This is a genomic window from Deltaproteobacteria bacterium (genome assembly GCA_016208165.1).
GTDB lineage: Bacteria > Desulfobacterota > Desulfarculia > JACQYL01 > JACQYL01 > JACQYL01.
In genome coordinates, this window is the sequence record JACQYL010000141.1 from 1 (window position 1) to 16,638 (window position 16,638).

At 55.5% G+C, this 16,638-nt stretch carries 13 protein-coding genes; all 13 read right to left on the bottom strand.

From position 1 onward, the window contains the following. Positions 1 to 312 precede the first annotated feature (312 nt). Positions 313 to 1,098 (bottom strand): enoyl-CoA hydratase, encoded by a 786-nt coding sequence (locus HY788_24375; protein ID MBI4777282.1) that lies wholly within the window; start codon positions 1,096 to 1,098, stop codon positions 313 to 315. After that, on the bottom strand, positions 1,091 to 1,894 hold the full coding sequence (locus HY788_24380) for an epoxyqueuosine reductase (GenBank protein ID MBI4777283.1): 804 nt from the start codon (positions 1,892 to 1,894) through the stop codon (positions 1,091 to 1,093). Before HY788_24380 ends, HY788_24375 begins: the two co-directional genes overlap by 8 nt. A 177-nt stretch (positions 1,895 to 2,071) precedes the next feature. Further along, positions 2,072 to 3,394, bottom strand: coding sequence for a DUF362 domain-containing protein (locus HY788_24385; GenBank protein MBI4777284.1), 1,323 nt, complete (start codon positions 3,392 to 3,394; stop codon positions 2,072 to 2,074). A gap of 141 nt (positions 3,395 to 3,535) precedes the next feature. Further along, positions 3,536 to 5,341, bottom strand: coding sequence for an acyl-CoA dehydrogenase (locus tag HY788_24390; protein MBI4777285.1), 1,806 nt, complete (start codon positions 5,339 to 5,341; stop codon positions 3,536 to 3,538). Positions 5,342 to 5,424: 83 nt separating this feature from the next. Then, complete coding sequence (locus tag HY788_24395; GenBank protein MBI4777286.1) at positions 5,425 to 6,537, bottom strand: 4Fe-4S binding protein; 1,113 nt, start codon at positions 6,535 to 6,537, stop codon at positions 5,425 to 5,427. A gap of 117 nt (positions 6,538 to 6,654) precedes the next feature. After that, positions 6,655 to 8,412, bottom strand: a complete 1,758-nt coding sequence (locus HY788_24400; protein ID MBI4777287.1) for an adenine deaminase — start codon at positions 8,410 to 8,412, stop codon at positions 6,655 to 6,657. Between the two features lie 49 nt (positions 8,413 to 8,461). Then, the gene (locus HY788_24405; protein MBI4777288.1) at positions 8,462 to 9,094 is read right to left on the bottom strand and encodes an ABC transporter ATP-binding protein; all 633 of its coding nucleotides are present in this window, start codon (positions 9,092 to 9,094) and stop codon (positions 8,462 to 8,464) included. Positions 9,095 to 9,156: 62 nt separating this feature from the next. Then, positions 9,157 to 9,936 carry an ABC transporter ATP-binding protein gene (locus tag HY788_24410; protein ID MBI4777289.1) on the bottom strand — a complete coding sequence of 260 codons (780 nt, stop codon included), beginning with the start codon at positions 9,934 to 9,936 and terminating at the stop codon, positions 9,157 to 9,159. Between the two features lie 31 nt (positions 9,937 to 9,967). After that, positions 9,968 to 10,972 carry a branched-chain amino acid ABC transporter permease gene (locus tag HY788_24415; protein MBI4777290.1) on the bottom strand — a complete coding sequence of 335 codons (1,005 nt, stop codon included), beginning with the start codon at positions 10,970 to 10,972 and terminating at the stop codon, positions 9,968 to 9,970. Beyond that, positions 10,969 to 11,832 carry a branched-chain amino acid ABC transporter permease gene (locus HY788_24420; GenBank protein ID MBI4777291.1) on the bottom strand — a complete coding sequence of 288 codons (864 nt, stop codon included), beginning with the start codon at positions 11,830 to 11,832 and terminating at the stop codon, positions 10,969 to 10,971. Before HY788_24420 ends, HY788_24415 begins: the two co-directional genes overlap by 4 nt. A 247-nt stretch (positions 11,833 to 12,079) precedes the next feature. Then, positions 12,080 to 13,306, bottom strand: a complete 1,227-nt coding sequence (locus HY788_24425) for an ABC transporter substrate-binding protein (protein MBI4777292.1) — start codon at positions 13,304 to 13,306, stop codon at positions 12,080 to 12,082. Between the two features lie 149 nt (positions 13,307 to 13,455). Beyond that, positions 13,456 to 14,616, bottom strand: coding sequence for a 2-hydroxyacyl-CoA dehydratase (locus tag HY788_24430; protein ID MBI4777293.1), 1,161 nt, complete (start codon positions 14,614 to 14,616; stop codon positions 13,456 to 13,458). Positions 14,617 to 14,662: 46 nt separating this feature from the next. Beyond that, positions 14,663 to 15,961: a 2-hydroxyacyl-CoA dehydratase gene (locus HY788_24435; protein MBI4777294.1), complete on the bottom strand. Its 1,299-nt coding sequence runs from the start codon at positions 15,959 to 15,961 to the stop codon at positions 14,663 to 14,665. Between the last annotated feature and the right edge of the window lie 677 nt (positions 15,962 to 16,638).

A 16,638-nucleotide genomic window follows, 5' to 3' on the forward strand; every position in this document is an offset into this window, starting at 1 on the left:
GCGACAGCGAGCCGGAGGGCAGCCTTTACTGAGATCGCGCCCATGCTATCCTTGAGAGGTCGGAGGCATTCTTTATGTTTTCAAAGAGCAAAAGACATCAAAATTTCGGAATTCCGCCTTGACTCTCAAGACGGTATCTACAAGCCCGGCATGAGAATCCGGCCGATAACACAATTGTGCCTTAGGCGCCTTCCGAAGGAGCCTGCCCTGAGCTTGTCGATGGGCGGCGCCTGCATAAAAAGTTTTGTAAGGGGGGTGAAAGGGGGGAAAACTTTTTCAAAAGTTTTCCCCCCTCGCACAATCCTGTCCCTTCTATTTCTTCGACTGCTTGCGGCCCCGCTCCTTCACTTGGCGGACGCGGGACTCGATCCACTCGGGGGTGATTTCCTTATACTGCTCGATGGCGGTGCGCTCCTCGAGTTCCAGGCCTTCCGACAGGGTGGTTGCGTAGCCGCGGTCGATCAAGCGTTTGTATCCGCGGACGATCTTCGGGACGCAGGACAGCATGTCTTTGGCCAGGGCCCTGCAGGTGGGCATCAGTTCTTCGGGGGACGTGACGCGGTTGACCAGCCCCCAGTTGAGCGCCTGTTCGGCGGTGAGAAAGTTACCCGTGAAGGACATCTCCTTTGCGCGCGCGACGCCGATAAGCCGGGCGAGCTTCTGGCTGAGCCCACGGCCCGGTAGGAGACCGACCCGTGCATGCGTGTCCGCGAAGCGGGCTTCCGACGAGGCGATGAGGAGGTCGCACGACAGGGCGACTTCAAGTCCGCCGGTAACGGCGATCCCGTTTACGGCTCCGATGATGGGCCGGTCGAATTCGCGCATTTTTGCAAAAAAATCGCCGTGTTCGCATTCGGGCGTGCCTATGGGAATTATGCCGTCCGTGGACAGTTCCTTCAGGTCAAGGCCTCCGCAGAACGCGCGCCCGTTCCCGGTGAGGATAACGACCCCTATGCCCGGATCGGATCGCAGTTCCTCGAACGCCTGTTTGAGATGACTCCGGAGTTCAGTGGAAAGGGCGTTCATGGCTTGCGGCCGATTGAGCGTGAGGGTGGCGATGCCTTCGCTTTTTTCTATAAGAAGTACGGATTCATCCATGAGTGCTCCTGACAGAAGGCTGCTTTGTCGCCGGACATTGGGACTGACACTGAAAACAATAGTAGTAGTTGCCTGTCATAAAGTTCTGCCATATTTCCATCAGGCCTTGGCCCTGGACGATCTCTTCGAGTTGTTCTGCCTGTTTTCCAATGAGGCCCTTGATGAATTGGTGGAAATACCGAAACCCGTATTTAAAAATGACGTCTCCGCAGAGCTTCTTGTCGATCTTTCCTTCTCCCGAAAGGGCCCCCGCCGGACAGGCCTCGACGCATCGCATGCAATGGTCGCAGACGTCCTTCTCGAGTGGAGTACCGGGTTCCAATTCGGCCGCGGTCACCACGCCGGATAAGCGCACGGCGGCGCCGTATTCCCGTGTCACCAAAAGACCGTTCTCTCCGTAGGAACCCAGTCCGGCCCGGACAGCGGTTCGGCGCCAGCAAATGTCTCCCCTCATGCCTTTCTTGGTCTCGCCCATGTCGATGGGAAGGAAAGCAGGCACGGCGGCCGAAGGGAAGCCTTGGGACTCGAGATACCGGGCTGCGGCGTGAGCCGCGCCCGAGCACTCATTGTAAGTATAAATCGTATCAAACTGCGCGGCCTGATTGTTGTCCGACGATATGGCGGTCCGGCTGTGCGTGGCCGCCACCACCATGACGGACCGGGCGGACGGCAGTATCCTCGAGATCGTGGACTCGTGTTCCGGCAAGTCGGTCACTCGGACCACGCCGACGAGATTCGCGCCGTGGGCCTTGGCGCATTCTTTCGCATTTAGGCTCAGTTCTTTGTTCGTTGTCATCAAACCTCCGCAACGATGTTCGAGCTGCAAGAACGATATATCTCTTGTAGCTGAGGAAAACCTCAAAAAGTTTCCCTCGGACTCCTTTCAAAATTCCTAAACTTTGCCGCACCACGGAAGAGCGGTAATGAATTTATGCAACTCGGTAGTTACAAACCATTTTGGGTAATCAGCCGTCTACCCGACCTTGAAAAACGCTTCTTCAAACTCGGGCTTGTCCGCGTATCGTTTCATGTAGAGCCCAGGCATCTGCTCCATGTTGTCGAATATAGCCGGATCCACGTTGATTCCGGCCTGGTGGAAGGCCTTGACCACGGATTTGGGCGAGGGGGGACATCCCTTGACCGCGATCATCTCCTGTATGTCGGGATTGTCTTTGTTGGCCTGGTACATGCACTTTCCGAGCAATATGGTTTTTTTCTTACCGGGAGTGGGCTTCATCACCTTTCCTGTAAGCACTTCCACGTCGTCCCACGGGGTTCCGTCCCATGCCTGGGCCACGGCCGCCAGGGCGGCTCCGTTAATCCCCGTGCAATAGGTGCACAGAGTGATATCGTATTTGCGGTACGACAGGCCTTGTATGCCCTTCTTTACGAAAGGCATGGGTAGCGTATTGTCTTCGTTGAACGGGAAATCGTATTCGTGCCGTGAGGCCACGTTTTCGATCCGCTCCCCGGCCACCTCGATATCCGACAGATCGAGGGGACGTCCTCTGTCGCGAGCCGCATGGGCCAGGTGCGGGACTTCCGAAAGCTCGTAGCCAAGTATCTCGGCCCCTACCATGTCCGCGGAAAGGACGTCCGTTGACGCGGCCAGGATATTGCTTCTTCGCATGCGGCCGTCGAGGGCGGGACCCCGTTCGTTGGTGTAAATGCCGTCAAGGAGCGTGAGCATTGGGGGCATGGGATTGGCCAGCTTCGAGACCATGTAATGGAGATCCTTCACCGGATCCGCATTGTGGCATTTTTTTCGGGACGAGATATCGATCAGACCCTTCAGGTTCTTGATACCCAGGCTGACCACCGTGGCCGCGTGAGTCTTTAACACGGGCAGGTCCACTACAAAGTCACTCTGCAGCGCGTCCACATTGTAATTCAGTTTTATCCCGTCGCCCACGTCTACGCTTTCGAAGGGGCGTTCGAACACGTTGACATAGTTCACGCCATACCGTTCTTTGAGCATGTCGTAACCGAGGGTGCGGAAGGCGTGGGCCGGAGTTTCCCTGTCTTTGGGATTCATCATGACGGAGCCTTCGCCGATGGTGATGTCCTGAATTCCGTGTTCCTTGAGCAGCACCACCATGTCCTCCACGACCCTGGATGTCGTGATGACACCCCATTTGGGAAACGGCACGAAACGGGTCCACAAGACGATGTTGGGCTTGATGAACACCTTGGCGTTCGCTGGGAGACTCTCGAGTCCCCGGCAAAGTTCCACAGCCTTCCTGACCGATTCCAACGGATGCTCATATTTGACTATGCTGACCGTCGATTTGTTCATAGTGCACCTTTCATGCCTTTAGGCGGGTTTTGTTATGGTAAGGGCCGGGTTAGCGAGCAAGCGTAATCCAATACATTCAGGGTGTTGAGCAACACTCGCTAACCTAACCTGCTGAAAATCGAGTCCGGAAAGCGGCCCCGATCAGTCGGAGAAATGGGACTCGTTCACCTTGACGGTCAAACCATCGCTCTCCGCCACTAACCGGGTCAACCCCTCGATTTTGGGCAGCTCGTATCGGAAAAAGTATGCCAGGGTATGCATCTTGCCCTGGTAGAAGTTGGTTTCCGCTTCCGACAAACTCCCCCCCAGCGCATTTTGTGCGGCCATTCCTTGTAGGAGCCATTGCCATGCAATGGTGACGATGCCGAACAGTTCGAGATAATGGGTGGCGTCGGCAAGAAAGCGTTCGACATCTCCGGCCATGGCGAATTGAAGGAGGTGAGACGTACTGCTCTGAAGTTTCTCGAGGGCTTCCTCGAGTCTTCGGGCGTACCACTCGAGACCGGGAATGGCGCCCGCCGACTGTATGGCGTTCTCTACTTCGTCCACATACAGGGAGAAGGCCTTACCATCCTTCATGGTGACTTTTCGGCCCAATAGGTCGAGTCCCTGGATGCCGGTGGTGCCCTCATGGATAGGGTGAATACGGGCATCCCTGTAGTGCTGCTCCAAAGGGAATTCGTCGCAGTATCCGTAGCCCCCCAGGCATTGAAGCCCCTGGCTGACGGACAACACTCCCATTTCCGACGGATAGGTTTTGGCTGCCGGCGTCAGGATATCCAGCAGCAAAGCGTAACGCTCTTTCTCTTCGCCCTCCGAGACCTTGATCATATCCACGTACTTGGAACACTGGAGCAGAAGGGAGAGGGAGCCGTCCACCACGGCGCGCTGGAAGAGCAGCATCCTCCTGACGTCCGGATGCTCGATGATGGGTACGGGCGGCGCGGTGGGATCCTTGGCCGAAAGCCTTCTTCCCTGGGGTCGGGTCTTTGCGTATTCCAGGGAGGCGTAATAGGCGGCCGATGCTATGCCCGTGGCGCCTATAGCCACGTCGATTCTACCTTCGTTCATCATTTGGAACATGTACGAAAGGCCCTTGTGAGCCTCTCCGACCAGGTATCCTCGACAGTCATCCTTTTCCCCGAGACTGAGCTGGACAATGGGAGATCCTCGATAACCGAGCTTGTGATAGATTCCGGCCACGTTGACGTCGTTGCTCACCAGGGTTCCGTCTTTTTCGATCCGTTTCTTGGGGACCACGAACAAGGATATGCCTTTCACGCCCGGCGGCGCTCCCGGAATTTTGGCCAGCATCAGGTGCACCACATTCTCGACTCCCGTATGGTCCGCCGCCGAGATAAAGATCTTCTGTCCCCGGATCTTATAGTAACCCGGATCCGCGGGTATGGCCTGAGTCGAGATGTCGGTCAGGGAGCTGCCGGCCTGCGGTTCGGTCAAAGCCATGGTTCCCTGCCATTCGCCTTCGAACATCTTGGGGACGTACGTGTCGATCAGCTGTTGGGAACCGAAGGATTCGATGAGGTGGGCCGCGCCTGTGCTTAGGAACGCGTAGACACTGGCTGAATAGTTGGCCGCGCTGAAAACGAAGCGACAGGGAGCCGTGACGAGATGAGGAAGCTGTTGGCCGCCCAATTCATAAGGAGCGTTGGCCGAGATCCATCCGCCTTCTCCCAACTGCCTCAGGATCGTGGCCACCATAGGGTGGACTCTCACTTCGTTGTCCACAAATTCAGGAGGATTCCGGTCCATTTCCTGAAAACAAGGTCGAAAAAGATCGCGCCCCATTTTCAACGCGGTTTCCAGCACGATACCGAAAATGTCCCTGTTGTGCTCCTCATATACCGGATACCGGGTAAGCGATTCTACGTCGAAGACTTCATACAGCAAAAACCGCAGGTTCCTTTCGCTTACGAACTTCTCTGCCATCGGAATCCCTTTCAATACTGATGGTGGACAATTGAATCGAAGGCGAACGCCCCGGGCTTCATCGGAAGGCGGGGCGGGGATATCTACTTCTGCTTACTCATGGCGCGCTGAAAATCCTTCATAATAGCCGTCCGCAGGTCCTTGGGCGTTTCCGGCGGGTTGGGTATTTCTTCCCGCAATTCCATGGAAATGGCCTCCGACGGGCAGAGACTTGCGCAAATACCGCACCCGATACAGCGGATTTCATCGATTACGCTGACGCCGTCATCACTCAGGGAAACGGCTTTCATCTGGCAATATTCCTCGCACGTACCGCACCCGTCACAGGTTTCCTCCCGGACCCGGGCCTGATATCCCGAAGTTGCGGACCAGACGGGCCGGCCCATTTCATTCAGCTTTTTTAGGACGCCGCAATGGCAACCGCAGCAATTGCATATGAACTCGAGGTACTTTGTCGTATTGGAGCTCATGTGCACCAGACCGCTCTTTTCGCAGCGTTCCAGAATCTCCCTGGCTTCTTGCTTCGTTACGGCGCGGGCAATGCCCCTTTCGGCGGTATATTCGGCTCCGGGTCCGAAACTCATGCAGCACTCGACGGGTGTGTCGCACAGTTCCTCTCCCAACAGATAGGCCTCGTGACGGCAGTAGCAGTGCCCCACGGAAATCGCGTCCGCCGAGTCGATATATTTCGAGAGCTGCTCGAACGTATAGACCTGAGGGGCTACTTCAATGGTCCTTTCCACAGGGAGGACCCGCATGAAGGGCGTTACGTCCTTTGGGATGGGAATGGCCTTTTCCGTTTCGGCTTCGGCCAAATTCAAATATCGTCTGAACAGCTTGGCCAAACGACGGTCGCGCTCGGTCTTGGCGCCCCGCATGAACTGGAATTCAAAAATGCCCGGCATAATAGGCATCAATTTGTACAGCACCACGCCGTCCTTTGTTCGGGAGACCACCGTCGCCTTGTCGGCCATGGATTCCAGGAGAGGCAGGATTTCCTCTATGGGTCTGCCTAAGCTTTCCGACAGATCCCGGGCCGAAACAGCCGCCGCCGGCATCTTGCAGGCGACCTCGGCTTCCTCGAGGGTAAAAAGTTCGTCCAGAAGTTCGAACATCTGGGGACACGCCATAGCCGGTATGGAGCCCCCTCTGACGTTAAGGTTGTCGCAGAGCGCCCTTAGAATTGCCTCGTCCATTTGGGATCTCCTTTGCCGGTATTATCCGGAGATGATATCCGGGAATCTTGGGCCTGCTCCGGCCGTTGCGTCCGCATGTTACAGGAACCGGTTCAAATCCGGACATCGAGTTCGTGTCTATCCTAGTCCAACAATATCATTTTCTCTGAAACGGTAATATCCCTGCTCGGTCATTCTGATAAAAGGAATGGCGGCCGTGCTCAGCGTATTGAGCGTGAGGTGGGCGGAATCGAGTTCAGAGCCCAAACTCGCCACCATCTGTTGAAAACGTTCGAGCCTTTCGGCAAGCTCCCGGATCCCCAATTCCGAGACGCATCCGCCAACGCTGAACGGTATCTCCAGCTTCAACTCACCATCCACGAACAGGGTAGTGCCGCCCCTCAAATCAATGATCCGGTTGATGGCCAGGGCGATATCGTTTTCATTGGTTCCAATGGCCATGACGCCCGAGGCATCCCAGCACAGGCTGCTGGCCACGGCGCCTTTCTTCTGGCCCCATCCTTTGATAAAGCCCGTGAACCGTTCGCCTTTACCGGTCACCCGTTCAATAAACACGACCTTCAACAGGTCGTTTTCAACATCAGCCACATAGTCCCCACCTTCGACTTTGCCTTCCACTGTCTGTTCGCGGGTAACTAGCCCTCCGGGCTGGATTTCCATAATGCGTATGCGGTGGTCGGAAGCGGAATTAGAAGCTGGCGCCGAGAGGTCCGCAGCAGAAACGGGACCTGTTCGGAGCGTATGGTAAAAGGCTTCCGGGTGGGGTACTCGTTCGAGGGCAATGCGAATGTCTCCCTTTTCAGCCACTACTCGGCCGTCGGATATCACGAGATCCGGGCTCATGTTCCCGGGTTCGGGAAGGAGAAGGATATCGGCGCGACGTCCGGGTGCGATGCCCCCGGTCAGGGCGTCGAGACCGAAATGCTGCGCCGGATTCAATGTAACCATTTGCAGGACTTCCAGCGGATCGAAACCCATGTCCACGGCTTTTTGGATTACGTCGACCAGATAACCCTGCTTTACCAGGAGCGAAGGGTTGGTTCCGTCCGTGACCAGAATCAGTCTTCTCGTGTCAATCCGATCTTTCAGGGGCAGGATGATCTCGAGATCCCGGCGGATATCTCCTTCCCGGATCATCGTGTAGTAACCGAGCTCCAGTCGCGACAAAACATCTTCCGTGGTAATGGCTTCGTGGCAGGAGACCGCGCCGGACGCGGCGTACGCCGACAGTTTTCTGTCGAAGGCCCCTGCGGCATGGCCCTGCACGGATTTTCCCGCGTTTATCGTGTCCTGAATCAATCCTAGAACACGATCGTCGTCTTTCAGTACGATTCTCTGCCAGTACGATTCGCCTATTCCCAATACGCGCGGGTCTTTCAGGAGTTCCCTGGCCGTGTCGCGGTCCACGTAGAGATGTTCGACGGCCGGGCTGGCGGAAATCAGGGGCGGTATGAGCGCAAACACTTTGGCGGGAATGGGCTCGATCTGATCGAGAAATGCTTTGAAGCCATCAGCCCCAAGGGCCAGGGCATAGCTTTCCACTTCGGTGATAAAGGTAGTCACTCCGCAGGGAAGGGCGTAGCCGAGAAAATCGGATATGCTCCAACAATTGGCCAGGTGGGTATGGGCATCGATATATCCGGGACAGATTAAACGACCCTCCGCCTCGATGACCTGGGTTTGGTCGTTTATGGTATGTCCGGCGTCAGGCCCGACGTATACAATCCATTTATCGTAAACGGCCACGGAACGGCGCGGAATCAGCCTCTTAGAATACACGTCGACCAGGGTTCCGTTGGTTATGACCAGATCGGCGGGGCGGTTTCCCAGGGCCGTTTCAATCAGCTCTCGAGCTGGAATAGGTTCGGATATCAATTGCTTAACCTCCACATTCGACGATACGACAGAGACGCGTGTATAGACGCTAAATGCCCAGATACGCTTTCTTGATTTCATCCATTTGTATGAGATCGCCGCTGTTGCCCTCTAGGACAATCCGTCCTCGCTCGAAAACGTATCCACGGGTGCTCAGTTTCAGCGCCATTCGCGCATTCTGCTCGACCAGTACGATGGCGATGCCTTCCCGGTTTATACTTGTGATTTGTTGAGCCAATCTCTGGCACAACAGCGGACTTAGACCCAAAGTGGGCTCATCCATCAAAAGGAGAACAGGCTTTGCCATGAGCGCGCGGCCTGTGGCCAGCATCTGTCGCTCGCCGCCCGAGAGACTGTCCGCTCGCTGTGCGGATCGTTCTTTAAGCACGGGGAAAAAGCTGAAGACTCTTTCCAGCCCGGCGGCAATCTCACGTTTGTCTCTTACCAGGTAAGCGCCCATGTTCAAATTATCCAGCACCGAGAGCCGGGGAAACACCTTTCCGCCTTCGGGCACTTGGATAACGCCCCTGGCTGCGACCTTCGGGGGAGGCAACATATCGATTCTTTCGCCTCGAAAGGATATCTCGCCTTCACGTTTCGTCAGACCGCTGATGGCATTAAGTGTCGAGGTCTTGCCCGCTCCGTTGGCGCCGATGACGGTGATGAATTCACCTTCCTCCATCGATAGATCAATGCCGTTTACAGCTTCCACCTTATCGTAGAAAACCCTGAGATTCACTAATCTTAAGAGCACTGGTCGACCACCTCTTCCGCACCCAAGTAGGCTTCAACAACGTCTTTCTGACAAGTCACTTCCTCCGGCTTTCCATCGGCGATCTTGATGCCGTAGTCCAGCGCGAGAAGTCGTTCGCACAGGTTCAAGACCGTTTTCACGTGGTGTTCCACCAAAACGATGGTCATACCCTGGTTGGAAAGTTCCCTCACATGTTCCATCACCACGAGTCGCTCTTCCCCGCTCATCCCCGCTAGGGGCTCATCCAGCAGCAGCAGCTCGGGGTCCGCCGCCACTGCCACGGCCAACCCCAATCGCCGTTGATGTCCGTGCGGCAATTCGTCCGCCAACACGTCCCGGACCTCTTCGAGCCCCCAATGGGCGAGCGCCGCCTCGGCCCGCTCGAAAATGGCCTTCTCGTTTTCGCGGTAATCCCGGGTGTTGAAAAAAGCCTTCCAGGAGTTCGTGGTCGAGTGAAGGTAGGAAGCCCGGACCAGGTTTTCGAGAGCGGTGGCCTCTTTGTATAAGATATTGGACTGGAAGGTACGAACGAGGCCTTTCGACGTTATTTTGTCCGGCCTCAACCCGGTGATGTCTTCTCCGTTGTAGTATACCTTCCCGCCGGAAGGACTGTAGAATCCGCTCACGACGTTGAACAACGTCGTCTTGCCCGAGCCATTGGGCCCGACCAGGCCGACAAACTCCCCTCGTTCGATTTCGAGGCTTACGTTCGAGAGAGCGGCCAGTTTACCGAAATGTTTCGACACGTTCTGTAGCTCAAGTAATGCCAAAGCGCACCCATCCTACCATGGTAAAAGTCACCTAAGCAGAGGGCTGCAAGCCTTCCGCGTTTTTCTTCTCCCGGGAAAACAGCCGCTGGATAGGACGTTTCACATCAATCACGCCGCCGGGCAGGAAGAAAACCACAAAGACAACGAGCAAGCCGAATGCCAAAGGCTTCGCGCCTTTGACAAGAGTCGACAGATAATCCCCGCTGATGGACAGGAGCAAAGCGCCGATGATCGGTCCGGCCACTGCGGAACGCACGCCGCCTACGGTGCACATGATAAGAATCATGATGGATTCCCACAGCCCAAACAAGGTGGGGCCCATGAAAAACAGATAATGACAGTACAATGCGCCCGCCATGCCGGTAAAAAAACCCGCGACTACGAATGCCATCACTCTGTATTTCATGAGATGCATGCCGAGATGTTCGGAAAGCCTGTCGTTGGATGACACGCTTCGGAAAATCCTGCCCAGTCTGCTGCTGTCGATGCGCCAAAATACGATCGCCGCCAGGATGAGAAAGAGGAGAGACACGTAGTAGTACGGCACTTTGGTCACGGCGAAATTGACGCTCCAACTCCCGATGTCCAGTGTTGGGGGCGGAGGAATGAGTCCGTAAGAGCCTTTGGTGATCGTGAGGTTCGTGGCAAAGACCCGTATGACTTCCGCGAAAGAGAGTGTCACGATGGCGAAGAATATGCCTCCCAACCGAAGCACGATGGTCCCGAGTAAAAAGGCGATTATGGCTGCCGCCGCCCCGGCCACAAAAAAGGTCACCCAGAAGGGGAGTTGAAAGTGAATGGCCAGAAGAGCCGACGTATAGCCGCCGATGGTCATAAAGCCGGCTTGGCCCATACTGAACTGCCCGGTCCTCACAATCGTTGTCCACCCCATACAACCGGCGGCCCAAATCATGCCTGGTATGAGAAGTGACAATACGAACGCATCCTCCGTATAGAACGGGAAGAAAAACGCGCAAACAACAACAGCGGCCGATGCAATGGAAGATCCTGAGATGGAGGAAGTCATTCGGCTCATACCCGGGCCTCCGACATACCGAACAGGCCTTGCGGTCTGAGAAGTATGATCAAGATGACAGCGAGGAACGCCACCAGTTCGTACCAGGATGATATGTAGTACGCGACAACGGACATGACGAATCCGAGAAAAATTCCCCCCACAACAGCACCGCGAAAACTGCCGAGCCCCCCGAGAACGATAGCGAGCAAGGCCGTAATAAGAGGTTTCGAGCCCATCCAGGGATCAACGAAATAGACGGGGGCTATCATGCCGCCGGCCAGGGCCGCCAATCCGCACCCGATGGCCATCACCAACGAGAAGAGCCTTCCCGAACTCACTCCGTACAATCCGGCCACTTCCGGCTCCTGCGCGGCGGCCCGGATGGCTAAGCCGATCCTGGTATGACAGATAAAGAGATACAGGCCGAGCATGACCACTATCGCTAATCCCGCCAAGGCCATTTTCTCGACGCTCAAGGACACTTTTCCCACGTGCAACGAGCCTTCGAGAATGGTGGGCACCGATTTGATGCCGGTCCCAAAAAGCATCGTGACGGCCCCTTCGAAGACAAAAATGAGTCCCAAGCCCACGACGCTCGCAGGCAGAAACCCGCGATCCGAAAGTGGCCGCAAAAGCCACTTCTCGATGACCGCGCCAAGCCCGGCGACGACCACGGTGGCGGCAAAAAGGGCGACAAAATAGTTCACTCCCAGCTTGGCCGCCACGTAATATACGATGAACCCTCCCACCATATACATCTGACCGTGCGACCAGTTGAGTATACCCATGATGCTGAAGACCAAAACCAAGCCGGAGGACATCAATACAATCGTGGACGCGATGATAAGCGCGTTAATCCACACCGCGGCTGGGGGCATAGGATCTCCTTGAGTCTTGTCGGAAGGTCGGAACAAAGTCCCGGACTTAGGGCTCCGGCGACAAGAAACCCATAAGGTGTTCAGTCGCCGGAGCGAGTCCAAGATCATCGCTCATCGGAATCGTGTATTTCAGCGCCGCCGGTTCCGCATACATGGGTCATTGTCCGCCCAAGCCTGCGTAACGTCCGCCGCGGCCGGCTTGATGCAACGCGTCCCGGCGTGCGCTAGGGCCACCGTCCGAAACCCTTTACGGGATGGTAGGCATCGGATATTCGGCGCCGTACACCACTTCGTTTCCTTTGATGACTCCGTCCAGACAGGCCGAGCCTTTGACCACCGGAGCTCCCCAGGTCTTCTCACCGCCCATTTTCCAGGTACCCGTGAAGTCCTTTACCGTTCCCCCCCGAACTTTTTCCATCACTTTATCCGGGTCCAACGTCCCCGCCTGCTGGTAGAAGTCGAGGAGTATCCGCAGATGGTTGATGCCCCAATCAAAGCCGCCAAGGTAGGTCATGGGTTTGCCGTATTTTTCTTTGAAGCGATCCTTGATCCTGAGGGCCATTTTCACCAATTCCGGGTCCACCTGAGATTTCTTGATTTCCCAGGGGCAGGGCCAGTTGTAAGAAGCGCCCTGCGCATTTTCGTAACCGGCATTCTTGATGAATTCATCCAAATCAGTAGCCGTGCCGGCGTTGAAGAAGTGGAACTTCAGTCCTAATTCCGCAGCCTGCTTGCAGGCCTGAGCGTAATCGCCGGGTCCGATGCCGGTTACGATCAAGTCTACCCCGTCCTTGCCGAATTTCGTCAGGGCGGTGGTATAGTCCATGTCTCCCATGACCTGGTAATGCCTGGAAATTTCTTTGATGCCTTTATCCGATACCGGGTTGCCGGGCGCCAGCATTTTTTCCGTTAACAATTCGGACTGCATCTTCTGCCAGTCGTACCAAAGCATTCCGATGTTCTTGGCATCCGGCCACATCTCGAGAGCGGCGTACACCCCGTACAATGGGGCCCCCCATTCGTCGTTAGACCCGATAAAGTAGCGACCTGTTTTCAAGTCAAAGCTTTGTTGCATCTGTCCCACAAAGAGCACCTTTGCGGGCATCAATACAGCCCCTATGGGCGGAGTCGCGGTGAAACATCCCACGTTGGCCACAGCCCCTTTCCGGAGCAGTTCCTGGGCGGCGAGTGGTCCCCGCTTGGGGTCGCCGGCGTCATCGACGAAGATCATCTCTATTTTGTAGGTATCCTCCCCGATCTTTACGCCGCCATCCTCGTTCAACAGATCCGCGTAAATCTGTATGCTCGGCTCGAGAGCCACTCCGTAAAGCCCCCAAGGCCCGGTAAAGGGCATGATGCAACCCACCTTGAGGGTTTTCATCTCCGCCTCGGCCAGTCCAAAGGTTGATGTCATGACCAATAGACCCACTGCAATGGCCACCATAACGGACTTTCCCAACGAACACGCTCTCATGATCGATCTCCTTGCTTTTTGGGTTTCAGATGATTCCAACCATGTTCATCCAACAGGAGCCTACTTTGTTACGAGAAAACGCATCGAAGAAACAGGTGTGCCGCATAGCCCTGGCTGAGAAACCGAATTCCCTCGTATTTCACGATGCCTTATCGGATCATTTCCAGGAAAGCTTGTATTTTTATTCGATTTTTCTCCGAACTCACGCCGAAATAGTCTCCATCCAGAAAGAGGACCGGCAATTTCATTTCGTTTTCGATCTTCCCTTTAAGGTAGGGGTACTCGCTGGCCCGGCATTCGCACTGGAGCAGAATGTAGAAAATTACGCCTTCAATGTCGTAGTCTGCCATGGTTTTCTTCAGATGTTCCCAGCGCATGTCCTGGCGAGGATCCGCGGGGGCCGAACGCGCACACGGGACGGACAGGGTTCTTCTGGCAATCGCTTCCAGAGGAGGCCTGTCCATGGCGTACGTGCTCCAGTAATAGCTCGAGTGCACGCTGAGGTCCTCCGAGACGACCTGTCCTCCGCATTCTTCTATCAGGCGAATCAATTCGGCCGTGACCTGGTCGGTAGAAGAAGCGGACATATAGAGTCGAACCCCGGCCTTCGGTGCGTCCGGGCGGTCTTTCAATGCCTCCAGCAGATTTCTTGTAAGTCGATTGTGTTCGTCCTTGGGCATGAACAGACTCGCGAACTCGACCATCCAGGCTTCATAGCCGGTGATGGGGGGCGGAGTCCGGCGGCGGATCAGATGAAGCTCGCGCATGAGCCGATTGTGCTCCTGGTACACTTCGAGGCTTCTTTTGAGATCCTCGTCGGAGATGAAGCTGTGTGTGTAGCGCTCCGCCACCTGCTGGATCTTACGAAGTTCGTTCATGGTGTACGGGACAGCATCTCTTCCGGTGATTTTTTGCGGGTAGTTGAAAAAGTTGACGTAGTCGCGCACCGGTACGTCCGCAATGGTCAGGCCTTCCTTGGGAGCCAACTCTCTCCACCAGTAGTCCAGGTTGCTGACGAGATCGCAGGTGTTCGAGATGAACACGGCGTCCAGGTAGTCGTACACCCCCTTTGCGGCCAGATCGACGCACTTGCGACAGAACGTGCATCCGTAAGGGGTTATATGGCCGTCGACCTTCTCGATCGGTTCGTCGCTACCCACGATGCGCACCGGCAATACGCCCGCCGCAAAAAGGACTTCTTCCGGAAAGACACAACAGAGGTAGCCCATGGCCGGTTTGCCGGTTTTTTCTTTCCATTTTTTGACTGCTTCGTGACGATGTTCAATAACGTTCGCAAATTCTGAAAACATAATACGTTCCTTCATGGCGCCGACGCAGAGTAGATGTTAGATGTTACTATAGCCCCTTTTTTCGCAGAATCAGCTCCGCCATCCCGTCCAGACGGTTCTTCACCTGGGACTCGGCGTACGTCCGTTCGTCCACCAGGTCTCCCTCCACGCTTACACAGGGGATGTTTAGATCCTCGAGGATATGTTTCACTTCTCCCTGACGATACGCGTGGGGCCGACACGTGATCAGATAAGAAAGGACCGCACCGTCAATGCGATAATCCCGGCAATCCTTGATGATCTCTTCGATGTTGTTCAACATGCCGTACGCTCCATACCCCGCGAACAGGTACCGATACGCCAGCTCGCCAACAGGATCATCCGGATTGCGGGCAGGGTAAGGAAGGGCTCGATATTCCGGGGACCGTACAAAGACCCCTCCATACTGCTCGAAGTAGTTCATGACCGCCATGTTGAACCAGTTGGGCAGCCCTATCCACATGAGTCGGAACTTTTCCTCGGGGACGACCCCGATCCGCTTGGCCACGCGCTCGCGGATTTCATCCCTCAATTCGAGATAGAAATCGTACGCCGCCTTGGTTCCGGCCTTGTACATCCAGGGATACATCAAGGTGAACTCATCGGCGCAACTCATGGGACAGGGGGAAGCCCTTCGAAGTTCCAGAATCTCCTGGGCCAATTCGTTCAGCTTATACGACCAGTCCATCACTTCATTGAGCTTATCCGGACTGAAGGAGTGCCCCGTCACCTCTTGGATGAACTTGAGACAGTCTTCCAATTGGGTTTTATAGTAATCGAAGGCGCGTTGTTCCGGTCGTCGGGTGATGAATCCGAATTCATGGCGCTCGGGACGGTCGATGACATAGAGGGGCACGTCGAGACGCCGGGCCATATCCTCGAACCATTTGAACCGAACGTCGCAGGCGGTGCTGGTCGTGACCATGAAATCGGGACGAGGCATGCCCCCCAAAGGTGCGTCCTCGAGGTCGCCGTTAATGACATAGCCCACTCCAACGCGGTGGTATCCGCAAAGATAGGAGGGATAGCCGTGCGCTTCGGCGATTCGGGAAAAGCGGACGCCCTCTTTTTCGACGTTGGGGTCCCGAGTTCCGCCGCGTCTCCGTACCGCACAGAGGGCCGCAAATTGTTCGGGGAAAAAGGGGTACACGTCCATGGCGTAGTAGATCTCTTTTTCGACCAGGGCGCAGGACCATACCACCGGTCTTCCTTCCGCTTTCCACTGATGACCGCTTTCGTAATCGTTCTTAACGAAGGGCCATACTTTCCGGGCCATTTCCACGCTTTTGGTGGAAGCGGCCGTAACGATGGGTTTCTGTGGCTCCATGATGATTTTCCGTCCAGCCAAATAGTTATAGGGTAAAGGTATATGTACTAATTTGTTTCTACACAAAATAATTTACAATGTCAAAACCTCTCGAAGCACCTGCGGCGCTTGGGAACTGTGAAGCGAGTCTGAGGGAAACCAAACCAAGTCTCCCTCACCCAGCCTTGTCCCAGAGGGAGGGTTTGGATTTTGGCCGCTTTGGGCCCTGTTTGCGCCTATATCGTCTTATTTTGAAAGCCAAACCAGGGGGCGCCGCAAGTCGTGTAGGTTGGGTTAGCGGGCCCAGCAAGCGTAACCCAACATGTAAGGCCGTATTTGTTGGGTTTCGTTCCTCAACCCAACCTACGCTGCTTCTTAGATATTGTAGGTTGGGTTAGCGGGCGCAGCGAGCGTAACCCAACATGTGAGGCTTTTGTTTGTTCACCTTCAGCCGGGTCGTTTTTGTAGGGACACGGCACGCCGTGCCCCTACAGTGTGTGGTTTCATCCTGGTTCTGAGTCCGTCACCTCGCAAGGATGCTTGCGGGGAGGCCGGAAGCGGAACCTAGTCCGAAACGTAATCAAACACGACACCGCATTCCCAATGAATGGGCATCAGCATCTTGGGATCGTGGCCGTCCTTGCATACAAGCCGCAGGGGGTCCTTGGGATCCGGAACCAGGTAGCCGCGGTGAGTGA